This is a genomic window from Streptomyces sp. NPDC001493, assembly GCF_053597235.1.
The window spans coordinates 29,626-51,927 of record NZ_JBSFHV010000004.1; the positions used below are offsets into that span (position 1 = coordinate 29,626).

General features: G+C 72.3%; 21 protein-coding genes and 1 pseudogene. 14 read left to right on the top strand and 8 right to left on the bottom strand.

The window, feature by feature from the left end:
- The first annotated feature begins 65 nt into the window (after positions 1–65).
- From ACWCWD_RS07845 to ACWCWD_RS07880, 8 genes are all read left to right on the top strand, one after another.
- Positions 66–359: an Atu4866 domain-containing protein gene (locus ACWCWD_RS07845; protein ID WP_450771061.1), complete on the top strand. Its 294-nt coding sequence runs from the start codon at positions 66–68 to the stop codon at positions 357–359.
- A gap of 5 nt (positions 360–364) precedes the next feature.
- The gene (locus tag ACWCWD_RS07850) at positions 365–1,246 is read left to right on the top strand and encodes an oxidoreductase (protein ID WP_450771463.1); all 882 of its coding nucleotides are present in this window, start codon (positions 365–367) and stop codon (positions 1,244–1,246) included.
- A gap of 251 nt (positions 1,247–1,497) precedes the next feature.
- Positions 1,498–2,151: a GntR family transcriptional regulator gene (locus tag ACWCWD_RS07855; protein ID WP_450771063.1), complete on the top strand. Its 654-nt coding sequence runs from the start codon at positions 1,498–1,500 to the stop codon at positions 2,149–2,151.
- Between the two features lie 45 nt (positions 2,152–2,196).
- Positions 2,197–2,952, top strand: coding sequence for a PIG-L deacetylase family protein (locus tag ACWCWD_RS07860; RefSeq protein ID WP_450771064.1), 756 nt, complete (start codon positions 2,197–2,199; stop codon positions 2,950–2,952).
- Positions 2,952–3,647, top strand: a complete 696-nt coding sequence (locus tag ACWCWD_RS07865; protein WP_450771066.1) for a 4-carboxy-4-hydroxy-2-oxoadipate aldolase/oxaloacetate decarboxylase — start codon at positions 2,952–2,954, stop codon at positions 3,645–3,647. The genes ACWCWD_RS07860 and ACWCWD_RS07865 overlap by 1 nt, the downstream gene beginning before the upstream one ends.
- The gene (locus tag ACWCWD_RS07870) at positions 3,644–4,753 is read left to right on the top strand and encodes a 4-oxalomesaconate tautomerase (RefSeq protein ID WP_450771067.1); all 1,110 of its coding nucleotides are present in this window, start codon (positions 3,644–3,646) and stop codon (positions 4,751–4,753) included. The genes ACWCWD_RS07865 and ACWCWD_RS07870 overlap by 4 nt, the downstream gene beginning before the upstream one ends.
- Positions 4,750–5,703: a VOC family protein gene (locus ACWCWD_RS07875; protein ID WP_450771069.1), complete on the top strand. Its 954-nt coding sequence runs from the start codon at positions 4,750–4,752 to the stop codon at positions 5,701–5,703. Before ACWCWD_RS07870 ends, ACWCWD_RS07875 begins: the two co-directional genes overlap by 4 nt.
- Positions 5,704–6,080: 377 nt before the next feature.
- The gene (locus ACWCWD_RS07880; protein WP_450771071.1) at positions 6,081–7,397 is read left to right on the top strand and encodes an MFS transporter; all 1,317 of its coding nucleotides are present in this window, start codon (positions 6,081–6,083) and stop codon (positions 7,395–7,397) included.
- Between the two features lie 181 nt (positions 7,398–7,578).
- Here the strand turns inward: ACWCWD_RS07880 and ACWCWD_RS07885 are convergent, their stop codons facing one another.
- The 5 genes from ACWCWD_RS07885 to ACWCWD_RS07905 form a co-directional block, all read right to left on the bottom strand.
- A complete protein-coding gene (locus ACWCWD_RS07885) occupies positions 7,579–9,780 on the bottom strand; it encodes a B12-binding domain-containing radical SAM protein (protein ID WP_450771072.1) in 2,202 nt (733 codons plus the stop codon).
- Entirely contained in the window at positions 9,777–11,150 is a 1,374-nt protein-coding gene (locus ACWCWD_RS07890) for an MFS transporter (RefSeq protein WP_450771074.1), read from the bottom strand. The genes ACWCWD_RS07885 and ACWCWD_RS07890 overlap by 4 nt, the downstream gene beginning before the upstream one ends.
- 27 nt (positions 11,151–11,177) lie before the next feature.
- A complete protein-coding gene (locus ACWCWD_RS07895) occupies positions 11,178–11,771 on the bottom strand; it encodes a flavoprotein (protein ID WP_450771075.1) in 594 nt (197 codons plus the stop codon).
- Entirely contained in the window at positions 11,771–13,138 is a 1,368-nt protein-coding gene (locus ACWCWD_RS07900; RefSeq protein WP_450771077.1) for a radical SAM protein, read from the bottom strand. The genes ACWCWD_RS07895 and ACWCWD_RS07900 overlap by 1 nt, the downstream gene beginning before the upstream one ends.
- Before the next feature lie 80 nt (positions 13,139–13,218).
- A complete protein-coding gene (locus ACWCWD_RS07905) occupies positions 13,219–13,416 on the bottom strand; it encodes an aroma-sacti cluster domain-containing protein (RefSeq protein ID WP_266703991.1) in 198 nt (65 codons plus the stop codon).
- A 135-nt stretch (positions 13,417–13,551) separates the two neighbouring features.
- On the opposite strand from ACWCWD_RS07905, the pseudogene ACWCWD_RS07910 reads away from it, so the two are divergent.
- The 6 genes and pseudogenes from ACWCWD_RS07910 to ACWCWD_RS07935 all read left to right on the top strand — a co-directional run.
- Positions 13,552–13,779, top strand: a pseudogene (locus tag ACWCWD_RS07910) (response regulator transcription factor); the annotation flags it as partial.
- A gap of 6 nt (positions 13,780–13,785) precedes the next feature.
- On the top strand, positions 13,786–14,163 hold the full coding sequence (locus tag ACWCWD_RS07915; protein ID WP_450771465.1) for an aroma-sacti cluster domain-containing protein: 378 nt from the start codon (positions 13,786–13,788) through the stop codon (positions 14,161–14,163).
- Between the two features lie 35 nt (positions 14,164–14,198).
- Positions 14,199–17,288 carry an AAA family ATPase gene (locus ACWCWD_RS07920; RefSeq protein ID WP_450771079.1) on the top strand — a complete coding sequence of 1,030 codons (3,090 nt, stop codon included), beginning with the start codon at positions 14,199–14,201 and terminating at the stop codon, positions 17,286–17,288.
- On the top strand, positions 17,285–18,160 hold the full coding sequence (locus ACWCWD_RS07925) for a S8 family peptidase (protein WP_450771080.1): 876 nt from the start codon (positions 17,285–17,287) through the stop codon (positions 18,158–18,160). Before ACWCWD_RS07920 ends, ACWCWD_RS07925 begins: the two co-directional genes overlap by 4 nt.
- Before the next feature lie 13 nt (positions 18,161–18,173).
- Complete coding sequence (locus ACWCWD_RS07930; RefSeq protein WP_390963322.1) at positions 18,174–18,698, top strand: GAF domain-containing protein; 525 nt, start codon at positions 18,174–18,176, stop codon at positions 18,696–18,698.
- The gene (locus ACWCWD_RS07935; RefSeq protein WP_450771082.1) at positions 18,691–19,689 is read left to right on the top strand and encodes an ATP-grasp domain-containing protein; all 999 of its coding nucleotides are present in this window, start codon (positions 18,691–18,693) and stop codon (positions 19,687–19,689) included. Before ACWCWD_RS07930 ends, ACWCWD_RS07935 begins: the two co-directional genes overlap by 8 nt.
- A 99-nt stretch (positions 19,690–19,788) precedes the next feature.
- On the opposite strand, the gene ACWCWD_RS07940 is transcribed toward ACWCWD_RS07935, so the two are convergent.
- The 3 genes from ACWCWD_RS07940 to ACWCWD_RS07950 are packed head-to-tail and all read right to left on the bottom strand — an operon-like array spanning position 19,789 to position 22,233.
- Positions 19,789–20,121, bottom strand: a complete 333-nt coding sequence (locus ACWCWD_RS07940) for a hypothetical protein (protein WP_450771084.1) — start codon at positions 20,119–20,121, stop codon at positions 19,789–19,791.
- 52 nt (positions 20,122–20,173) lie between these two features.
- Positions 20,174–20,725 (bottom strand): TetR family transcriptional regulator, encoded by a 552-nt coding sequence (locus ACWCWD_RS07945; RefSeq protein ID WP_450771085.1) that lies wholly within the window; start codon positions 20,723–20,725, stop codon positions 20,174–20,176.
- Positions 20,722–22,233, bottom strand: coding sequence for an MFS transporter (locus tag ACWCWD_RS07950; RefSeq protein WP_450771086.1), 1,512 nt, complete (start codon positions 22,231–22,233; stop codon positions 20,722–20,724). The genes ACWCWD_RS07945 and ACWCWD_RS07950 overlap by 4 nt, the downstream gene beginning before the upstream one ends.
- Between the last annotated feature and the right edge of the window lie 69 nt (positions 22,234–22,302).

Below are 22,302 nucleotides of genomic sequence, written 5' to 3' on the forward strand. Positions count from 1 at the left end.
GTCCTGGTTCTCCTTTCCGGGCGCCCACACGCTGGTGGTCACCGCCCACGAGAGTGAAGGAGCGCATGGTGAGAAACCAGTCGAGCACGCCGGAGGGATCCGTCCGGCGAGGGACCGGTGACGCGGACGTGGTCGGGATGTGGGTGACCGCGGACGGGCACATCCGGCAGGAGCTGCTGCCCGACGGCCGCTACGACGAGGCCCGCGGCGGCCGTCGGAGCGCGTACACCGGCCGCTGGACGGTCACCGGCAACCACCTCGACTACGTCGACGACACCGGGTTCACCGCCACCGGCGACATCCATGACGGCGTGCTCTTCCACGAGCACCTCGTCCTCTACAGGGAAGACCGGGCGTGACATCCATGACAGCCATGACAGCAGCCGTGACATCGCCGGCCAGGACTTTCCTGATCACCGGTGTCAGCACCGGTCTGGGCCGCGCCTTCGCCGCCGCAGCCCTGGAAGCCGGCCACACCGTCGTCGGCACCGTCCGCAAAAACGCCGACGCGGCGGCCTTCGCCGCCCTCCACCCGGAGCGCGCCCACGCCCGCATCCTCGACGTCACCGACGACGAGGCCGTGGCCGCCGTGGCGGGTGAGGTGGAGAGGAACGTCGGCCCCGTCGACGTACTGATCGCGAACGCCGGTTACGGCCTGGAGGGGACCTTCGAGGAGACGCCCCTGGCCGAACTGCGTGCCCAGTTCGACGTCAACGTCTTCGGCGCGGCGGCCACCGTGCAGGCGGTCCTGCCCTTCATGCGCAAACGCCGCCGCGGGCACATCCTGGCCGTCACCTCCATGGGCGGCCTGGCCTCCTTCCCCGGCGTCTCCGCCTACTGCGGCAGCAAGTACGCGCTCGAAGGCATCCTCGAGGCCGTCGGCAAGGAGGTCGCCTCCTTCGGTATCCACGTCACCGCCATCGAGCCCGGCTCCTTCCGTACCGACTGGGCGGGGCGTTCGATGGTGCGCGCGCCGCGCGGCATCTCCGACTACGACGAGCTCTTCGACCCCCTCCGCGCCGCGCGCCGGCAGGTCAGCGGCCGGCAGCTGGGCGACCCGGCACGTGCGGCGGCCGCCGTCCTGCGCGTCCTCGACGCACCGGATCCGCCCGCCCACCTCGTCCTCGGGTCCGACGCCCTGCGCCTGGTCAGGGCCGGACGCGACGCCATCGACGGGGATCTGAACGCCTGGGAGGAGCTCACGCTCTCGACCGACTTCCCCCAGGAGGAGGGGACGGGCGGGTAGACACTCCGCCCGTACGGGAACAGCGGGCGGACGCCGGCCGGCCGTCGAGCCCCGGACCCACCGCGGTCCGGACCCACCCACGAAGTCCCCGACACCGTGCAGGTGTCGGGGACTTCGTCGTACGCGGCCCCGCCCGGCCCTAACCCAGCAGCCCCGCCCACTCAGGCACCCGGGCACAAGGTGCAGACAAAATCGTTGACAATTCTGTTTGCGAGATTTAGCTTCGACAAGCACTCACTCAGGGAGGGCACATGCCGGAGGAGGCCCGTCCGGGCTCCGGGGAACAGGCGAAGCAGTACGCGCTGGGGCGGTTGCGGGAGACGATCCTGCGGGGCGGGATGGCACCGGCACAGAGGCTGGTGGAGAACGAACTCGCCGAGCAGTACGGCGTCACCCGCGCCAGCATCAGGGCGGCGCTGCTCGACCTCGCCTCCGAAGGTCTGGTCGAGCGGATCCGCAACCGCGGGTCACGGGTGCGTGTGGTCACGATCGAGGAGGCCGTGGAGATCACCGAGTGCCGGATGGCGCTCGAAGCGCTGTGCGCCGCCAAGGCCGCCGAGATCGCGACCGACGCACAGATCGACGAGCTGGCCGACTTGGGCAAAGCCATGTCCGAGGCGGTCGCCCACGGCGATCCGGTCTCCTACTCCGAGCTCAACCACGATCTGCACACCCTGATCCGGGTCATCTCCGGCCGGCGGACGGCCGTTGCTCTCCTGGAGCGTCTCAACGCACAACTGGTGCGCCACCGATTCCAGTTGGCCTTGCGTCCGGGGCGTCCGCAGCAGTCCCTGAGTGAGCATCTGGCGGTGATCGAAGCGATCTCCGCCAGGGACCCGCGAGCGGCCGAAGGGGCCGTACGCGCCCACCTCAGCAGCGTGATCGACGCCTTGCGCGACGACTGACGCACCCCTGGGGCGGGTGCGCACCTGTCACCAAGGAGATACAGCATGACCGACGCCACCGGCGCGCCTGCCGTCGCCACTCGATCGACACTGGTCGTCACCGCCCATGCCGGGGACTTCGTGTGGCGCGCCGGCGGTGCCATCGCGCTGGCCGCCGCGCGCGGCGAGAAGGTCACCATCGCGTGCCTGACCTTCGGCGAGCGCGGCGAGTCCGCCAAGGCCTGGCGGGAGGGGAAGAAGCTCGACGAGATCAAGGCGCTCCGCCGCGACGAGGCCGAGCGCGCGGCGGCCGCGCTGGGCGCCGATGTCCGCTTCTTCGACGCCGGCGACTACCCGCTGGTGGCCGGCGCCGAACTGACCGACCGGCTCGTCGCGCTCTACCGCGAGACGCAGCCGGACGTCGTCCTCACGCACCCGGTCGAGGACCCGTACAACGGCGACCACCCGGCCGCCAACCGCATGGCCCTGGAGGCCCGCGTCCTCGCCCAGGCCATCGGCTACCCCGGCGACGGGGAGATCATCGGCGCCCCGCCCGTCTTCTACTTCGAACCGCACCAGCCCGAGATGAGCGGCTTCAGGCCCGAGGTCCTGCTCGACATCACCGAGGTGTGGGACACCAAGCGCGAGGCCATGGAGTGCCTGGGTGCGCAGCAGCACCTGTGGGACTACTACACCGATCTCGCCGTACGCCGCGGAGTCCAGCTCAAGCGGAACGCGGGCCCGAACCTGGGCCTGGCCCACCGGACCATGGCCGAGGCCTACATGCGCCCCTACCCGCAGATCGCGAAGGAGCTCGCCTGATGCCCGGAGTGATCGTCACCAACCCGCCCAGGGCCGAGGCCGAGGACGTCGAGGCGCTCGCCGGCTACGGAACCGCCACCGTCGGCGAGGCGATGGGCCGCACCGGGTTCCTCGGCACCCATCTGCGCCCGGTCCAGCAGGACGTACGCGTCGCGGGTACCGCCGTCACGGTGCTGTGCTGGCCCGGCGACAACCTCATGATCCACGCGGCGGTCGAGCAGTGCGGCGAGGGCGACATCCTCGTCGTCACCACCACCTCGCCCTGCACGGACGGCCTGTTCGGCGAGTTGTTCGCGACGGCCCTGGAGCGCCGCGGTGTGCGCGGCGTGGTCATGAACACCGGCATCCGGGACACCGCCGAGCTGCGCGCGATGAACTTCCCCGCCTGGTCGGCCGCCGTCAGTCCGCAGGGCTCGGTCAAGGCGACCGGTGGCAGTGTCAACGTGCCGATCGTGATCGGCGGCCAGGTGATCCGCCCCGGCGATGTGATCGTCGCCGACGACGACGGCGTGGTGGTCGTCGAGCGCGAGCGCGCCCGGCGGACCGCCGAGGCGTCCGAGGCGCGCGAGCGGAAGGAGGCCGGGGCGCGAGCCGCCTTCCAGGAGGGCCAACTCGGGCTGGACCGGTACGGGTTGAGGGAGACGCTCCAGCGGCTCGGCGTCGAGTACCGCACACATGAGGAGTACTCCTCATGACCGGCCCCGAGGGCGTCCGCTGCATGCTGATGCGGGGCGGCACCTCCAAGGGCGCCTACTTCCTGGCCGGCGACCTGCCCGCGGACCCCGCCGCCCGGGACGAGCTGCTGCTGCGGATCATGGGCAGTCCGGACCCGCGCCAGATCGACGGCCTCGGCGGCGCCCATCCGCTCACCAGCAAGGTGGCCGTGGTGTCGGCCTCCGACGGGCCCGAGGCCGACGTCGACTACCTCTTCCTCCAAGTCGGCGTCGACCAGGCACAGGTGTCTGACCGTCAGAACTGCGGCAACCTGCTCGCCGGAGTCGGCCCGTTCGCCGTCGAGCGCGGTCTGGTCGTCCCGGGCGACGGCGGGACCTCCGTCCGTATCCGCATGCAGAACTCCGGCGACCTCGCTACGGCGACGTTCCCGACGCCCGGCGGCCGGGTGGAGTACGGGGGCGACACGGAGATATCCGGAGTGCCCGGGAGCGCGGCGGCCGTCGTCGTCGAATTCCCGCCGGGTTCGGGGGCGTTGCTGCCCACGGGGAACGTGCGGGACACCGTCGCCGGCACCGGGGTCACCTGCGTGGACAACGGCATGCCGACCGTCCTCGTACCCGCCACGGCTCTCGGCGTCACCGGCTACGAGGATCCCGCGGTCCTGGAGGCGGACGAGAGGCTCGCCGGGCGCCTCCGTGACATCCGGCTGGCGGCGGGCGAAGCGATGGGGCTCGGCGACGTCTCCGCCGCCACGGTGCCCAAGCTGACGCTGCTGGCCCCGCCCCGGCACGGGGGCGCGGTCACCACCCGCACGTTCATCCCGGTCCGTTGCCATACCTCGATCGGCGTCCTCGGCGCCGCGAGCGTGGCGGCGGGACTGCTCGTCGGGGGAAGCGTCGCGCAGGGCATCGCGGACCTCCCCGAGCGGGGCGAACGGCTCCGCATCGAGCATCCCAGCGGATTCACAGACATCGAGAGCAGTCTGGACCGCACTCCCGGCAACCGGCCCCGGGCCCGCCGCACCGCGGTGGTCCGTACGGCACGCAAGATTTTCGACGGCACCGTCTTCCCCCGGTCGACCGGGACGGCACCGCCGAACGCACCCCTGACAGGAGATCGAGCATGACTCCGCCGCTCGGCGACATCGCGCACATCGGCCACGTCCAGCTGTTCACCCCGGACCTGGACGCCTCGGTCGCCTTCTTCACCGACTTCCTCGGTCTCACCGTGAACGGGCAGGACGGCGACACCGTCCGCCTCAGGACCTTCGACGACTACGAGCACCACAGTCTCGTCCTCACCGCCCGCGAGCAGCCGGGCCTCGGCCGGCTCGCCCTGCGCACCTCCAGCGAGGAGGCTCTCCGGCGCCGCGTCGAGGCCGTCGAGGCGGCGGGCGGTACGGGCCACTGGGTCGAGGACGAACCCGGCATGGGCAGGCTCTACGTCACCACCGACCCGGACGGTCACGAGCACGCCCTGTACTGGGAGAGCGAGCACTACCGGGCTCCCGAGGCACTCCGGCCCGCTCTCAAGAACCAGCCGCAGGCGAAGCCCAACCGGGGTGTCGGCGTGCGCCGGCTCGATCACATCAACTTCCTCGCGGCCGACGTCCTGGCCAACGCCGAGTTCCAGGAGCACGTGCTCGGCGCCCGTCCCACCGAGCAGATCCAGCTCGACTCGGGGAAGATCGCCGCCCGTTGGCTGACCTTCACCGACAAGTCGTACGACGTCGTCTACACCTCCGACTGGACGGGCAGCGAGGGCCGGCTGCACCACATCGCCTTCGCCACCGACACCCGCGAGGACATTCTGCGCGCCGCCGACCTCGCCATCGACACGGGCGTCTTCATCGAGACCGGCCCGCACAAACACGCCATCCAGCAGACGTTCTTCCTGTACGTCTACGAGCCCGGCGGCAACCGGATCGAGCTCTGCAACCCGCTCACCCGGCTCGTCCTCGCCCCCGACTGGCCGCTCATCACCTGGACCGAGGAGGAGCGGAAGAAGGGTCAGGCCTGGGGCCTGCAGACCATCGAGTCCTTCCACACCCACGGCACGCCCCCCGTCCAGGGCTGACCGACCCGCACATCCGGCCCCGCGCGCGTCCGGCCCCTTCGGCCCCGCGTTCGCCCCCGTATCCGGCCCCGCGTACACGGCCCTTCGGCCCCGGGAACGCCCCTATCCGTGGACCGCACGAAAGCTGTGCGCGTCCTGTGCGGCGCCCGGGGCCCAATCGTTGCCGTAATTGTTAACAAAAGTGTTGACGTGTAGTCGGCGGCTTCTTAATGTCTAGCCACACCGGGCCGCCGACTCCCCCCGAAGTCCGCGGCCCGAGGGGCGCTCCGCCCATCCCCGCTCCCTCACCGGCCGCGCGAGCCGCAGCGGTCCCACCCCTTGCAGCCAGGGCCCACGGCCCCGTACCGCCCTGGCGTCCCGCACGAGAGGAAACAACGATGTCCTCCTCCGCCACCTCCCGGCCCGCCCAGGCGCCCGGGACCACGGCTGCCCGCAGAAGCCGCAACGCCGTCATCGCCCTGTGCTGGGGACTCGTCCTCCTCGACGGCATCGACACGTTCATCTACGGCTCCGTGCTCCCGAAGATGCTCGGCGGCCACAGCCTCGGGCTCACCCCCGACACCGCCGGCACGATCGGCAGCTACGCCAACTTCGGCATGCTGCTGGGCACGATCCTGTCGGGCATGGCGTCGAACTGGATCGGCCGCCGCGTCACCGTCTTCACCAGCGTGGTGATCTTCACCCTCGCCACCCTGGGCACCGGCTGCTCGCATTCCACCGGCCAGTTCGGCGTCTTCCGCTTCGTGTGCGGGTTCGGTCTGGGCGCCCTGCTGCCGATCGCGATCTCGTACGGCATGGAGTTCACCTCCAAGGGCCGCCGGGCCCTCGCCACCGGCGTCATCATGACCGCGCACCAGACCGGCGGGGCCGTGGCCCCGCTGATCGCGCTCTGGCTGGTCGACGACCACGGCTGGCGCTCGGCCTTCTACGTCTCCGCGATACCGGCCCTGATCCTGCTGCCGCTCGCCTTCAAGCTGCTGCCCGAGTCGCCGACCAACCTCCTCACCCGCGGCCGCCGTGCCGACGCCGAGCTGCTCGCCGCCGACTTCGGCACCGAACTGCCCGAGCCCAAGGCGAACGGCACGGACAAGCTGGACGCCCTGAAGAACCTCTTCCGCGCCGGTCAGTGGTCCACCACGCTCTGCTTCTGGCTGACGTCCTTCGCCGGCCTGCTCCTGGTCTACGGCGTCGGCCAGTGGCTGCCCAAGATCATGGTCGACCTCGGCTACGACACCGGGGACTCCCTGCTCTTCTCGACCTTCCTCAACGTCGGCGGCATCTGCGGCATGCTGATCGCCGGCCGCACCGCCGACCGGATCGGCCCCCGCAAGGTCGTCATCGCCTGGTTCGTCCTGACCGCGGTCTTCGTCTACCTCATGGGCGTCGAGATGTCGGTCGGCGTCCTGTACGCGGTGGTCTTCTTCGCCGGACTGCTGCTCTTCTCGGGCCAGACCATGGTCTACGCGACGGTCGGCACCCACCACAACGACGAGGACCGCCCCACCGCCCTCGGCTGGGTCTCCGGCATGGGCCGCTTCGGCGCCATCTTCGGCCCGTGGATCGGCGGCGCGCTGATCTCGGCGGGCAACGCCGACATCGGCTTCGCGATGTACGCCTGCGCCGCGCTGTTCGGCGCGGTGATGATGTCCCTGGCCGCCCTCACCATCAAGGCACGCTCGGCCTCGCACGCCTGACCACCCGAAACCGTGGGCCCTCCGGCGCGGCACCGCAGCGCTGGAGGGCCTCGGACGTCCGCCAAGGCCCCCGTCGCGGGCGGTCGCGGCGAAACCGTGTGCACCGTCGACCGCGTCCCGGCCTTCCCGCGTCCCGGCCGCCCCGGCCGCCCCGGCCGCCCCGGCCGCCCCGGCGGTGGTCTCAGACCCGGGCCTGCGTCGCGAGCATCACCCGCAGGGCGCGGGTCATGGCGTTGTCCGTGCCGAAGTCCACCCCGGCGGGCACCTCGACGAGGCCGCCGTTGGCCATGACCAGGACGCCGCAGGCCCCGGGGCGGGCCGTGCCGGGGCCGTCGAGCCACTCCTCGTACGCGCCGGACGTGGTGTCGAGGTGCGCCCTGCTCCTGCGGCTCACCTCCGCCATCAGCTCGTCGACACCGGTCAGTTCGTCGACGGAGGCGAACGGGACCCTCACCACCGGCTCCTCGACCAGGCGGACACGGGGCTCCTTCTCGCGGCTGGTCCCCTCGGGCTCCTCGGGCAGCAGTCCCCGGCCGAAACGCGCGAAGTACAGCAGGGTGTGCGCGGAGTCGATGCCGCCGAGGAAGGGGCGGTCGAAGCTCGTCCTGCGGTTTCCGGTGCTGTACTCGCGGGGTATCCGCGGGTCCTCCCCCACCGGCCAGTGGACCTCGCCGGTCTCCCGGTCCCGCCAGGGCACGTAGCGCCGGATGTCGTCGGAGGCGGACAGCGGCAGCAGATCGATCGCGAAACGCCCGGGGTCCTTGGCCACGATGGAACCGGGCGTCAGCGCGAACACCCCGATGCCCGAGGTGGTCCACAGCTTCTCGTGGTGCTGGAGGAACTCGTACGTCGCCAGCGCCTCCGCCCGGGTCTCGGTGGGGAAGCCGGTGAAGCCCATCATCTGGGCGGCGATGCCGTTGCGTGCCAGCTCGGCCAGGACGTCGGGGACGACGCCGATCCCGACCCCCTTGTCGATGAGGTCGAGGATCCGCTGGGCACCGGACTCGTAGCCGAAGGAGATCGCGACGCAGCCGGAGGCCGCGAGGAGTTCACCCACGGCACGCTTGGGGAACGTGCGTTCCAGCCGCAGCTCGGCGGACCACCGCAGGTCCAGCGTCGATTCCACGAGGGCGGCGGCGAGGGTGCGCAGATAGCGGGGGGACATGGCGTCCACCGCGAAGTACAGGGTCCTGCCGTGGCGGCTCGCCTCCCGCAGGTCCTCCAGCACGGCGGCGACAGGGCGTTCACGTGACGGCGAGGTCGGCCGGTCGGTGTTGAGGCCGTAGTCGCAGAAGGTGCACTTGTTCCAGTAGCAGCCCCGGGTCGGGCTGTAGAGGATCACCGGCTCGGGTGCCCAGTAGCGCTCCCAGTCCCACACGTCGTACGCGGGGGAGGCGAGCGCCGCCACATCGCTGTACGCGATGTCGGGTTCCGGCCGGCTCCTGGTCATCACGCCGCCGATGGCCTCGAAGGCGTCGCCGCCCCGGACCGCGCCATTGCCGACCGCGTCGAGGATGCCGATGAGGGCGGTCTCGCCCTCGCCGGGGACGATGAGGTCGGCGTCCTGGAAGATCCGCCACGGGGACGCGGGGTCCGGGGCGTACTTGACCACGTCGCCGACCTCGGTGCCGCCGAAGACGATCACTGTGTCGGGCAGCACGGTGCGGATCAGGCGGGCCATCCTCAGGGCGACGGGCAGCTGGCTGGTGTAGTTGACCGACAGGCCCACCACCGCCCAGGGGCGTTCGCGCAGTTTCGGGACGAACTCGTCGGCGAAGTAGCCCTCGAAGGGGCGGGCGACGGCCGCCGGGACCGCCGGGTCGGACAGGTCCGCCGTACTGCACAGGTTGACGGCGGACTTCACCCGCATGGAGAAGCCGTCCGCCGCGCCGGGCGGCATTTCCAGGGCGATCAGGTCCCACCACCGGCTCATCACCGCGACCGCCTGGGCGTAGGTCGGGGGGTGGTAGAAGTGCTCGGGGTCCTGGAACACGCCGATCGCGTCGCGGGCCGAGGTGGCGCTCAGACCCTCGGCGGCCAGCGCCTGCCGGTAACGGATCTCGTCGTGCCGGCGCGGGGCGGCGGACCTGGCCTCGATCCCGGCGCGGGCGCGGCGGGCGGCGGCGAGCGTCGCGCCGAAGCGCTCGGGGTCGGCGAGGTAGGTGAAGGCGTCGAGGTTGGCGTCCACACAGGCGTACTCGGTGTGGCCGGCCTCGCGGGCGGCGCCCACGAGGTACGGGATCGAGTGGTAGGCGGTCGTCGGGTCCGTCACCGGCGGGTTGACCAGCAGGTAAGCGGTGTTGCCGGTGCCCCGGCCCGGCCGCCGGCCGTGGCCGGGCTCTCCCTCGAACCGCGGCATGCCCAACGGGACGAACACGCTCATCGCTGTGACTCCTGACTGTTGTCCTGCCGTGGATGCGTGGCACGGGCGGCCGGCACCCCGGATGCGGGGCCGCTCGCCGGGGCCCCCGGCTGTACGGGGACCGGTGGGGCGTACTCGGTGCCGGAGCGGTGGTCGCGGAAGGCCCGCTGGGTGAGCGCGCCCAGGACGGACAGGGCGATGGCCGCGCCCGCCACCGGGAAGAACGGGGCCGCGCCGAGGTGGCGGACCCCGAAACCGGCGACGGCCACGGAGACCGGGAAGGTGCCCATGACGGCCAGCATGACCAGGCTCATGACCCGGCCGATGAGCGCCGGAGGGGCCCAGACCTGGAGCAGCGTCACCACGACGATGTTCTGCCAGCCGCTGGCCAGCGCGTAGACGCACACGCACACCGCGGCGCCGACCAGGCCCCCGGCGTACGGGACGGCGCTCAGGGCGATGCCCATGACGACCGCGAGGGCGGCGAAGAGATAGGCGGGCGACTCCACCGGCCGACTGCGGGCGGCCACCAGCGAACCGGCCAGACCGCCCAGGCTCAGACAGGTCAGCAGGACGCCGTAGCCGGTGGCGCCCATGCCCTGGTGGGCCAGTTCGGGGAGGGCCACCTCGATCGTGCCGTTGAAGGCCAGGTTACAGACGAGGGCCACCACCAGGACGACGTGCAACAGCCGTCCGTGGCGCAGCAGTTCGACGAAGGACGTCTCGCGGGCGGGGGGTTCCTCGGCACCCGCGGGCCCGTCCTTCGACGGCGCGTCCGCATCCGAACCGGAGCGGATCCGGGCGAGTACCAGCGCCGACACGAGGAAGGACACGGCGTCGACCGTGAGCGCGGGGCCCGCGTCGAAGACGGCCACCAGGGCGCCGCCCGCCGTCGGCCCGAGGAGTCCGCCGACCTGGTTGACCATGGTCGACAGGGCGTTGCCCCGGCCCAGGTCCTCCTTGGGCAGCAGGGCGGGCAGAAGGGTGTACGAGGCGGGGATGAAGACCCCGGAGCAGGCGCCCAGGACGACGGCGATGGGCGCGAGCTGGGCGAGTGTCGGTGTCCCGGTCGAGGCGAGTACCGCGAGGATGCCCACGGCCGCGGCCCGCACCAGGTCGGCCACGAGCATCACCCGCCGGCCGCCGATCCGGTCGGCCACCACGCCGCCCAGCGGGATGGTGACGACGCGGGGGATGCCGTAGCAGGCCAGGACCGTGCCGAGCAGGACGGGACCGCCGTCACCGGAGAGAATCAGCCACGGCAGCGCCACGGCGTAGCAGTAGTCGCCGACCGTGGAGGAGAGCTGCCCGGCGAGCAGCAGCCGGAAGCCGCGCACCGACATCGGTCCGCTCGTCAGTGCCGTACGGAACCTCTGTCTGGCCGGTGCCACGTGTCCTCCTCGTGCTGGTGCCGGTGCTCAGCCGCCGAGCGGGTCTACGTCCAGGTCCAGGAACTCGCGGATGACCGCGGTCACGGTGTTCGGCGGCGGCAGCCCGAGGTTCTTGCGTACGTCGCCCGCGGAGATCTGCCAGGCGGGGGCGGGCACCGGGTCCACCACGGCGTGGCCGTCGGCGCGCAGCCGGGCCACGTTGCGGCGGACCGCGGGGCGCTCCCACATCAGGCTGTTCATGCTCGGGAAGAAGAGCACCGGGCGCTCATGGGCGAGGAGTGCCGAGCTGAGGAGCCCGGAGGCGAGTCCGTTGGCGGCCTGGCCGAGCATGTTGGCGGTGGCGGGCAGGACGACGAACCGGTCCGCCCAGACGGCGGGGGCGACGTGGCCGGTCGTCAGTTCGTCCTCGCCGTCGCAGTACACGTCCCGGCAGAGCAGACGCATGGTGGCGGCCGGGACGAGCACGGCGGCGGTGCGGGTCATGGCCATGCGGATCTCGACGTCGGGTCCGAGGCCGGTGCGCAGGGCCATGAGGTACTGCGGGACGGCGAGTACGTTGCCGGAGCCGCACACTCCGATGAGCAGCCGGCGGGGGGTGTCCGGGCCGGTCTCCGCCGTCATCACCGGGCTCCGGCGGGCTCACCGGCCGCCTCGCGCAGGCCGACCTGGGCGGCGACGAGATCGAGCCTCTCCTGGACGTTGTACTTGTAGCTGGGGCAGGGCGGATGGCCCTCCTGCCATGCCTTGGGGCAGGCGCCGCCGCAGGTGGGCATGAAGACGCAGCCCTTGCACCAGGTGGTGCCCTCGGCGATCTCGTCGTTCCAGCCGTCGAAGGGGCCCAGCGGCCGGATCGGTTCGGTGCCCGCCCGGTCGATGTGTATCAGCGGGAGGCTGCGCTCGGCCTCGGGGACGAGGGGGTACTCGCTGCACGAGAAGATGTTGCCGGTGCTGCTGATGATCTCGGACGAGCGGGTCGTGGCGGGGCAGAGGACCTTCCGTGCGGTGGTCGGCATCAGCTGCGTGTGCAGTCCGTGCTCCGCGAGCAGCCGGAGCCACCGCGTCTCGCGTTCGGCGAACTCGTGCTTGGACACCTCGATCGCCGAAACGTCGTTTCCCCACGAGTGGACGGGAAAGATCGAGAAGGACACGCGGGGGTGGCTGAAACCCAACTCCGCCATCAGCTCGATATAGCGGGGTACGGAGTCCTGGTTGTGTACATCTACATTCGTCCGGAACGAGAAATGGGTGGGGCCAAGATCCGGTTCGTCGAGTACGGAACGCACGGCGCGCACGATGTTCCAGAAAGATCCGCGTCCGCTTTTCAGTGGCCGGTGTTCATTGTGTATATCCGGCGGCCCGTCGATCGTGATCTCGAAATGGGTGACCCCGCAGTCGTGGATGAGCGTGTTGATTTTCTTCGGGGTGAGGAGGGAGCCGTTGGTGACGATCACCGAGGAGTAGGCGACCCCGCGCTCGGCGGCGGCGGCGACGAACCGGGGGGCGAGGTCGCGGATGACCGCGTAGCCCATCATCGGCTCGGCCCCGAACCAGTCGATGCGGGCGCTGCGGGTCTCCGGGGCGTTCACGGCGCGCAGCACGCGGTCGCGGACCCGGCTGCGGTGGGTGTGGGTCAGCCCGCCCCGGGTGTGCTCCTGGCCGCAGTAGGCGCACCCCATGTTGCAGTAGGAGGTCGGCAGGAGGGCGATGTGCACGGCCGAACGCTCCGCCGACGCGGTGCGGTTGCGGTCGAGTACGGCGGACAGCTCGTCCTCGCCGGCCGGTACGAGCAGCTGGGCCGCGCGCAGGGCGCCGGTCCAGGCCGGGGTGAGCGCGCCGGCGTCGCCGGCCTCCAGTGCCCGCGCGGTGGGGAGGTCCACCGCGAGGGTGCTCGCGGTGCGGGTGCTGTAGGCGAGCCGGACCGGGACGCCTGTGGTGTCGGCGTACGCGCGGTCGCTCAGCACCAGGTATCTGCTGACTTGGTCCATCATCACGCTCCAACTGGGTGTCCGGGCGCACGGCGGTCCGGTGGGCCCGGCGGCGGTTGCCGCCGGGCCCACCGGGTCTGGAATCAGCAGAGGACGTTGACCTGGTTGTCGTTCACCTGGCCCTCGACCGCGGCCGACACCGCGTTGAGCCGGGCCTGGATCGAGCCGAGGACCGCGACCTCGTCCGGGCTGAGGGCACTGAAGACGTCGCGCTCGGACTCCGACAGCAGGTCGACCGGGGTGCCGGCGCTGCGCAGCGCGTCGAGGGGTGCTTGCGACATAGGTCACTCCTTCATGGGGATGGTCACGGGCTGGTGCAACGACAAGGATGCTCCGGCTCCATCGCGCTTCGTATCCCTCGAATGACTATGAATCCGGTGGCGTGTGAACCCACTCAAGGCACGCTTGTCCGGAGCATGACCCACAGCTACCCTCATTCCGGGAGCGCGGCATTTCTCTGCCGGCCAACGCTTCGCTCGCCGAAACGAGGGGTGAAGATTTTGACCAGGCGTGAGATTCTGATCGCTTCGCTCGTGGCCGCCGGATCATCGAACCGGGATATCGCCGAGGCTCTGTGCATCAGCCCGCACACGGTGGCGGCTCATTTATGCAACATGCTCCGAAGAACGGGCGCGTCGAATCGTACGGAAATGATTGCGCGACTGTACGCGCAGGGTGTTCTGGTCCAGGGGATCTGGCCGCCGCTGCCCGCGGACGAGCGGAAGCGGCAGGAGGCCCCCGGGGCCATCGGCGCCCTCGCGGCGGTAACGGTCGCGGAGTACTCCATCGGATCGGCCGGCGCCCCACGCGACTGGCCGCACTACGGGAACGAGGTACCGGTCGCCATGTCCTTCGACGCCCTGCACGCACTACGTGAGGCCGGCCACCCGGTGGACCTGCTGGCGGTCGAGCAGCGCTCGGTCCTCTCGGGGCTCAGCGAGCAAGAGGTCCAAGTCCTCAACACGGTCAAGGAGCGACTGGAAGCTGTGTCCGGTGAGGTGGAGGGACAGGACCTCAAGCTCCTGTGAACGGCGCCGCGCGGTGCGGCGGTTGCCGTGCCGCGGTGCCGGACGGAGCCCGGTTCTGCCCGGAGTGCGGCACACCGGTCGTCGTGGGGGCGCCTTCGTCGGACAGTCGCAGGATCGTCACGGCGCTCTTCGTCGACCTCGTCGGCTCGACGGTGCTCGCCGAGACCCTGGACCCCGAAGCGCTGCGGCGCACGATGGACCGGTACTACCGGGCCTGCACGACGGCGGTCACCGAACACGGGGGCGTGGTCGAGAAGTTCATCGGCGACGCCGTGATGGCCGTCTTCGGGGCCTTCGTCACCCATGAGGACGACGCGCTGCACGCGGTCCGGGCGGCGTGCGCCGTCCGGGAGGCCGTGACGGCCATCGGGACCGGCGCCGGAGGGCCCGGTGCGGGGGTGCCGCTGGACACCCACTGCGGGATCGCTTCGGGCGAGGCCGTGGTGGCGGGGGTTCTCGGCGGCGCGGCCAGGGTGGTCGGGGACGTCGTGCACACCGCCGCCCGCCTCCAGTCGCACGCCGGGCCGCACGAGATCCTCGTCGGCGAGGAGACGGCCCGCCTGGTCGGCGGCCGGGTCCGCATGGAGGCCGTCGCCCCGCTGCGGGTGAGGGGCAAGCGCGAACCGGTCGCCGCCCGGCGGGTGTTGTCCCTCCTCGACGCGGCGAGCCGGGAGGACCTGGTCCCGCTTGTCGGACGCGACGGTGAACTACGGCTTCTGCTCGATGAGTTCGCGGAGATACGGGGCGAGCGCCGCAGCCTCCTCGTCACGGTCGCCGGCCCCCCGGGCATCGGCAAGTCGCGCCTGGTACGGGAGTTCCTGGGCCGCGCCGGGGAGGACGCCGTCATCCTGAGAGCGGGCTGCCAGGCGTACGGTGCCGGACTCGCCCACCGCCCGCTGGCCGAGGCGGTGTGGTCGCTGCCCGGCGGCTGGGAGGAAGCGCGAGGGGCGCTGGAGACGCTGCGCCCGAGCGCGGACCGCGCCGTCACCGCCCTCGCCGTCGCCCTGGGCATCCGTACCGAGAGCGGGCTCCCGGTGAGCGTCGACGAGATCGGGTGGGCGTTCCGGCGGCTCCTGGAGGCCCTGGGCCGCTCTGCCCCGGTGATCCTGGTCCTGGAGGACTTCCAGTGGGCGCAGCCGACCCTCTCCGACATGGTCGCCGATTTCGGCACGGGCGCCAGGGACACCCCTCTGCTGGTCATCCGCGTGGCGCGCGCCGAGACGGGCGCGGTGCCGGACGGGGACCTCGCCCTGCGTCTCGACGCGCTGCCGCCCGCGCAGACCGAGCGGCTGGTGGGACTGCTCGCGGACCGGGCGGAGGTCGCCGCGCAGGAGGCGGTCGCCACCGAGGACGATCTGGCCCGGATCGTGCGGGAGTGCGACGGCAACCCGCTCTTCGCCGAACTGCTCCTGGAGAACCCGGCCGGCCACCGGGCCGTGGGCCAGGGCGTTCCGACGTCGATCCGGGTCCTGTTGACGGCCTGGCTGGACCGGCTGCCGGCCACCGACCGGGCCGTGCTGGAACGAGCGGCGGTGGTGGGCGGGTCGTTCACCGTCGAGGACGTGCGCGCACTCGCCGCGGACGGGCCGGCGCCGGCGGGCGGGGTCCTCGACGACGCCCTGGCCAGGCTGCTGCACTCCCGGGTGATCCAGCTGTCCGGCCCGCCCGGCACGTACCGGTTCACCCGCGCACTGGCCCGGGACACGTTGTACGAGATGACCTCCAAGGCCCGGCGCGCGGCCTGGCACACCGTGCTCGCGGACCGGCTCGAAGCCCGCCCGCCGGGCCCGGCCGCGGAGAGCGACCTCGCCCACCGCCTGGAGTCCGCGTGCCGCCTGCTGTCCGAGGCCGATCCGGGCGATCCCGGGCTGCCCGCGCTGACCGGGCGCGCGGCCCGCGCCCTGGTGGCCACCGGGTACCGGGCGCTGCACCGCCGGGACCTGCCCGCAGCCGTCTCGCTGATGGAACGCGGGCGCGGTCTCACGCCGGACGGCGACCCCCAGCACCGGGTGCTCGCCGCCCGCATCACCGACACGTATGCCGCGCTGGGCCGTTGGGACAGCGCCCGGCAGGCCGTCGCGGAGGCGGAGCGCAGGAACGGGGACGACGCCCCGACCCGGGACACCTGTGCCATCCTGCGGCAGCTGATCGCTCTGCGCTCGGGCGGCGCGGAGGCCGCCGGCGCCCCGTACGCCCCGGGTGCCGGACATGCCGTGCCCGGCCCGGCGGACGACCTGAGCTGGTGCAGGCTGCACCAGCTGTTCTCGCTGCGGAGCTTCGCCGAGGGCCGGGTCGGTGCGGCGGAGGGCTCGATGCGTGACGCGCTCTCCCGGGCGCGCGGGCTCGGCGACACCTACGAGGGGAACCGCATCCTCGCGTCGATCTGTGAGCTGACGCAGTGGTCGCCGACCCCGCTCACCCAGGCCATCGGTCTCTGCGAGGAGCTGGTCCGGCGGTTCGACGGCGACCGGAGCCTGCTCGTGCCGGTCCTGCTCACCAGGGCCCGGCACCTGGCCCTGTCGGACCGGGTGGACGCGGCCCGCGAGGACATCGCGCTGGTCCGCAGGCACTGCGACGACCTGGCACTGGCCCTCGGGACGCTCGCGGCCGGCCAGACGGCGGGGTTCGTCGAGTCCCTCGCCGGGGCGCACCCGACGGCCGCCGGCCACTACACGGCTGCGGCGGACGGACTCGCCGCTCTGGGGCAGACCCGGACGGCGGCCACCTTGCGCCTGTACGCGGCCCGGGAGCGGTTCTGCGCCGGGGACGGCTTCGGTCCGGACGCGGCCGAGCTCGCGGAGCCGCCCGCGGACCGGCCGGAGGAGACCCGTACCCGGGCCGTCCGGCTGGCGCTGCGGGCGCGGGTCGGGGCGCGGGCCGGGGCTTACGGGGACGCGGTCGGGGACGCCGAGCGGGCGACGGCCACCCTGGACGGCACCGACGACCCCTGTCTCATCGGTGACGTCTGGTTCGAGGCGGCCCGGGTACTGGACGCCGCCGGTGAAGCGGAGCGCGCCCGGCAGGCCGCCGGGCGGGCGCTGGACGCCCTGACGGCGAAGGAGGCCGTGCTCCCCGCCCGGACGGTACGGGCGTGGAGAGCGGGCGGACCGGGAGAGGACCGATGAGCGAGCCACCCTGGAGACGGCCCGCGCGGCCCTACACGCCGGGCGTGCCCGCCTGGGGCGTGACGAGGGATCAGGCCCGTGAGAGGTTCGCGTCCGTCCCCTTGGAATCGGTCTCCCCGGAGTGGGCGTGGGGCGGATCCGACGGTTCCGGGGTCCGGGTGTGCGTCGTGGACAGCGGGATCGAGGGCGGCCACCCGATGGTCGGCCCGGTCGACCTCGCCATGACGGCCGTCACGGCCGAGGACGGCGAGGTGGAGATGGTGCCGTGCGAGCCCACCGACCGCGCCGGACACGGCACCGCCTGCGCCGGGGTGATCCGGTCCCTCGCGCCGGGGGTCTCCCTCTCGTCCGTCCAGGTGCTGACCGACGGCAAGACGGGCAGCGGCCCGGCGCTCGTCGCCGGGCTCTCCTGGGCCGTCGAACAGAACTTCGACGTCATCAACCTGAGCCTGGCGACGACCCGGCCGGACCTGACCGCGCAGCTCCACGAGCTCGCCGACCGGGCCTACTTCCGCCGGTGCGCGCTCGTCGTCTCCGCGCACAACCGGCCGGTGCCCAGCTATCCCTGGTCGTTCTCCTCGGTGATCTCCGTCGCGAGCCACGACGAGGACGATCCGATGACGTACTACTACAACCCCGCGCCGCCCGTGGAGTTCCACGCACGCGGTGTGCGCGTCCCCGTGGCGTGGCCCGGCGGTGGCACCATCCGCTCCACCGGCAACAGCTTCGCCGCACCGCACGTCTCGGGCCTGTGCGCGCTGATCCTCGGCAAGCACCCCTGGCTCACGCCGTTCCAGCTCAAGACGGTGCTGTTCCTCTGCGCCGGGAACACCACCGGTCGACTTGGAGGTGCGCATGACGAAACCCGTTGACGCCGCGACGCCCGTGGAGCGCCGCCTGCTGCAGTCCATCGTGGAAGTCGCCCGCCACGCCTTCGGCGCCGCGGCCTCCTCGATCTTCCTCATCGATCCGGAGACCGGTGACCTGGTCTTCGAGGCCGTGGCCGGTGAGGGCGACGGCCAACTCGTCGGTACGCGTTTCCCGGCGGGGACCGGCATCGCGGGCTGGGTCGCCTCGTCGGGCCAGTCGATGCTCATCGACGACCTGCGCGAGTCGCGGCACTTCTCGGGCGAGGCCGCCGCTTCCACCGGGTACGTGCCCGACAGCATCATGGCCGCACCGCTGTTCGGCGACGACGAATGCGTGGGCGTGCTGGAAGTGCTGGACCGGGGCGCCGGCGGCACGAGGGAGATGGCGGACGTCGAACTCCTCGGGCTGCTCGCCGACCAGGCCGCCATCGGGCTCGAACTGCTCACCCGGCTGCGCGCCGCCGAGCCGAGCAACCGTTCCGACAAAGCCCTGCGGCTCCTGGAGATGGCGGAGTCGCTGCTGGCCCCGACCCATGGCTGAGCGGTGCGTCCTGCTGCTGACCAGACGGGACGACGGGGAGGCGACCGAGGCGTCCGCCCTGCTGCGCCGCGTCGGGGTGTCCGTGCACCGGCTCGACGCGGACGGCCTGGCGGAGGTCCGGGTCGTACACGGGCCGGACGGTGTACTGACCCTGGACGGGCACCGGTTCGCCCCGACGGTGACCTGGCTGCGCCACTTTTCCCTGCGGGCCGCGCCGGACGGGCCGCCGGCCGGTCCGGCCGGCGGGCGGATGGTGTACCGGGACGCGTGGACCGCGCTGGCCCAGCAACTGGCCGCCGCCTCCCCCGCAAGCATCGGCGCCGCCGATCCGGGGCAGTTGGTGCAGCGGGCCCGGGCCCTGGCGCTCGGTGTACGCATCCCGCGCGGGCTGGTCACCACCGACCCGGCGGACGCGGCCGGTCTGCTCCCGGCCGAGCGGTACGTGCTCAAGGTCCTCGACCGGCATTACGTGGAACCGGAGCCCGGCCGGCTCGACTGGTACCTGCCGCGGGTCCTCGACCGGGACCGGCTCGCCGGCCTGCCCGGCCTGCCCCGGAGCACACCGGTGATGCTCCAGGAGTACGTCGAGCACGACGCCGAGTACCGGGTCTACCTCGCCGGGGACGAGCTGCACGCCTTCGAGGTGACCAAGGAGCACCCCGAGGACATCTGGACCCGCCCGGACGAGGTGGTGGTACGTCAGGTCCGGCCCCCGGCCGCCGTGGAGTCGGCGGCACGCGCCATCGCCCGGGAGACCGGTGCCGTCTTCGGGGCGTTCGACTTCCTCCGGGACCGGGACGGCGGCGAGCCGGTCTTCCTGGAGATGAACGCGCACGGCGACTGGCACTGGTTCGAGCGCAAGGCCGGCGTCGACGTGGTGACCCGGGCCGTGGTGCGGACCGTACGGGACCTGCACCGGGCCGCCGTCGGCGACGCGCGCCCGGCGGCGGTCAGCCTGCTCGCCTTCCTCGGCGCGGGCCGGGGCGGGTGAACCCGGCCGGCCTGCGTGGCGGCGCCGCTCCGCGACGGCGAGCACGGCGAGCGGGGGCAGGGCGAGCGGGGCGGTCGGCGGGGTGTCCGTCCGTCCGGGTCAGCCCGGCTCCTTCCTCCGAACGCGCACGACGGACTCGACCACGAGCGTCAGGACCACCAGCGCCAGGCAGGACACGAACCCGAGCAGCCCGGACGCGATGACGAAGACCGGGCGCAGGTCCGTGCACTCCAGGGCCGAGGAGCAGCCGAGGGCGTGCGGGTCCGTCCGTGGGCCCATGGCGTCCCGCCCGATGAGGGCGCAGACCACGGAGGCCCCGGCCGCGACGGACAGCCCGATCCACCGCAGGCGCCGGGTTCCCCACCAGGACGCGATCCACCCCAGGAGGATCACCGCGGGCAGGATGAGTACGCAGGCCAGGACTACGCCCATGTGGCCCTCCGCGGCGTCGTGGTCCGGGCTCGCGGACGACCGGGCCGGAGGCTCAAGAGCCCTGGCCGAGCATGTCCAGCACCAGGGGGACGAGTTCGTCCAGTTCGGCCCCGGCGAGTTCTCCCAGGGTGCCGCCGTGGCGGCACAGCACGATGCCCACGAACGCCGCCACCGCCAGCTCCGCCCGCAACCGGGGCCGGTCCCGACCCTCGCGGGTGAACCGCTCGCACAACGGCTCCACCAGACGCCACTGAAGTTGCTCCAGGGCGGCGTCCCGGACGTTCGGCTCCTTCAACGGGTCGACCGCCGAACGGAAGATCGGCCCCGGACCGCGAAGATCCACACCGCTCACCAGCCCGCGGTTGCGCTCGGGTTCCAGCAGGTCGGCCGGCCGGGCCCCCGTACGGTCCAGGTCGAGGACCGCGAGGTAGAGCTGCGCCTTGCCCCCGAAGTAACGGGCGATCAAGGCCGGATCCACACCGGCACGCTCACCGATCTCCCGCGTGGTACTGCGGTCGAAGCCACGTTCGGCGAACAGCCCGGCAGCCGCCTCCAGCAGCAACTGGCGACTGCGGGCGGCGTCCCGCCGTCTGCCCTCGCTCACCGGACGGGTCCGCCCGGTACCGCGGTCACGCTGTCCTCGGCGCCCTCGGCGTCCGCAATGCTCTCTTCCATCAGCAGTTCCTCGTCCACGGTCCCGGCGGTTGCCCCGGACTTCCCTGCCCCGGCCCGTCCGGGCAGGACGATCGTAACGATCCCGGCGACCACCCAGATCGCGCAGCCCAGCCAGGCGGCGGCCTGGTAGCCGCTGTCCGTCGGCAGAACCCGGCCCGGGGCGGTGTGCGCCTCCAGGACGACCGCGCTGACGACGCTGCCGGTCGTGTAGCCGATGGTGCGCACCACCTGGTTGAAGCTGATGGCGCTGCCGGTCTCGTGCGCGGGCACGGTGCTGACGATCAGTCCGGGCATCACGGCGAAGGTGCAGCCGACGCCGAGTCCGGCGACGCCCATGACCACGAAGAGCTCCCACAGGCTGCCCCGGGCGCACAGGAACAGCACCATCGACACCAGGGAGATCCCGCAGCCGATCGGCAGCACCGCCGCCGTGGACGTCCGCCGGACCAGCAGCGGCACCAGCTTGCTGGAGGCCACGCTGGCGGCCGAGAAGGGCAGCAGCACCAGCCCGGTCACCAGCACCGACGTGCCGAATCCGTAGCCGGTGGAGGCCGGGGTCTGAGCGAAGCGTGTGATCAGCGACATCATCATGTACATCGCCACACCCGCGATGAGACCGGCGACGTTCGCGGTCAGCACCGATCGGTTGCGCAGCGTCCGCAGGTCCACCAGCGGGTGGGCGGTCCGCAGTTCGTGGAAGCCCCAGCCGGCCAGGAGCAGCAGCGCGAAGAGCACCAGGCCCAGCACCCGGGCCGAGGTCCAGCCCCAGACCTCGCCCTCGCTCAGCGCGAGCAGCAGTGAGGCCAGGCCGACGGCGAGCAGTGCCGCGCCGGGGGCGTCCAGGGGCCGCTTCTCCCGTCCGCCCGCCTGCGGTACGACCAGGGCGGCGGCCAGCAGGGCGAGGCCGCTGATGAGGGCGCCGAACCAGAAGGCGGCGTGGACACCGATGGTCTGGGTGATCAGCCCGGTGAGCGGATAGCCGAGGCCGACGCCGGCCACGGTGGTAATGGAGAGCATCGCCACCGCGGAGCGCGACCGCTCTCCCGGCAGGGCGTCGCGCGCGGTGGCGATGGCCAGCGGGACGAGACCGAGGCCCACTCCCTGCATCCCGCGCCCGGTGACCAGGAAGCCGAAGCCGAGAGGGAGCGCGGCCAGCACGCTGCCGGCCACCACCATCACGAGGGCTCCCAGCACCACCCGCCGCCGGTGGGGGCCGTCGCCCATGCGTCCCATCACGGGGGTGGCTATGGAGCCGACGAGCAGGGTGACCGTGAGCGACCACTGGGCGTCGGACAGGGACACGTGGTCCACCTCGGCGATGGTCGGCACCAGCGGAGCCCCGAGGCTGCTGATCACCGCGACCACCGTGCCGATGAACACCAGCACCGGGACCAGGGCCCGTTGCCGAAGGTCGGCGGTTGTGTGAGGGGCATTCATCGGCAGGCTCTCCCGAGATCGTCATCAAGTGATGTCTTCAGATGATGACATGCACTCGCGCCACGGAGG

Bases quoted from the DNA above. Each gene is read 5' to 3' on its own strand.
- ACWCWD_RS07845 (WP_450771061.1), top strand. From the start codon at position 66: ATGGTGAGAAACCAGTCGAGCACGCCGGAGGGATCCGTCCGGCGAGGG.
- ACWCWD_RS07850 (WP_450771463.1), top strand. From the start codon at position 365: ATGACAGCCATGACAGCAGCCGTGACATCGCCGGCCAGGACTTTCCTG.
- ACWCWD_RS07855 (WP_450771063.1), top strand. From the start codon at position 1,498: ATGCCGGAGGAGGCCCGTCCGGGCTCCGGGGAACAGGCGAAGCAGTAC.
- ACWCWD_RS07860 (WP_450771064.1), top strand. From the start codon at position 2,197: ATGACCGACGCCACCGGCGCGCCTGCCGTCGCCACTCGATCGACACTG.
- ACWCWD_RS07865 (WP_450771066.1), top strand. From the start codon at position 2,952: ATGCCCGGAGTGATCGTCACCAACCCGCCCAGGGCCGAGGCCGAGGAC.
- ACWCWD_RS07870 (WP_450771067.1), top strand. From the start codon at position 3,644: ATGACCGGCCCCGAGGGCGTCCGCTGCATGCTGATGCGGGGCGGCACC.
- ACWCWD_RS07875 (WP_450771069.1), top strand. From the start codon at position 4,750: ATGACTCCGCCGCTCGGCGACATCGCGCACATCGGCCACGTCCAGCTG.
- ACWCWD_RS07880 (WP_450771071.1), top strand. From the start codon at position 6,081: ATGTCCTCCTCCGCCACCTCCCGGCCCGCCCAGGCGCCCGGGACCACG.
- ACWCWD_RS07885 (WP_450771072.1), bottom strand. From the start codon at position 9,780: ATGAGCGTGTTCGTCCCGTTGGGCATGCCGCGGTTCGAGGGAGAGCCC.
- ACWCWD_RS07895 (WP_450771075.1), bottom strand. From the start codon at position 11,771: ATGACGGCGGAGACCGGCCCGGACACCCCCCGCCGGCTGCTCATCGGA.
- ACWCWD_RS07900 (WP_450771077.1), bottom strand. From the start codon at position 13,138: ATGATGGACCAAGTCAGCAGATACCTGGTGCTGAGCGACCGCGCGTAC.
- ACWCWD_RS07905 (WP_266703991.1), bottom strand. From the start codon at position 13,416: ATGTCGCAAGCACCCCTCGACGCGCTGCGCAGCGCCGGCACCCCGGTC.
- ACWCWD_RS07915 (WP_450771465.1), top strand. From the start codon at position 13,786: ATGATTGCGCGACTGTACGCGCAGGGTGTTCTGGTCCAGGGGATCTGG.
- ACWCWD_RS07925 (WP_450771080.1), top strand. From the start codon at position 17,285: ATGAGCGAGCCACCCTGGAGACGGCCCGCGCGGCCCTACACGCCGGGC.
- ACWCWD_RS07935 (WP_450771082.1), top strand. From the start codon at position 18,691: ATGGCTGAGCGGTGCGTCCTGCTGCTGACCAGACGGGACGACGGGGAG.
- ACWCWD_RS07940 (WP_450771084.1), bottom strand. From the start codon at position 20,121: ATGGGCGTAGTCCTGGCCTGCGTACTCATCCTGCCCGCGGTGATCCTC.
- ACWCWD_RS07950 (WP_450771086.1), bottom strand. From the start codon at position 22,233: ATGAATGCCCCTCACACAACCGCCGACCTTCGGCAACGGGCCCTGGTC.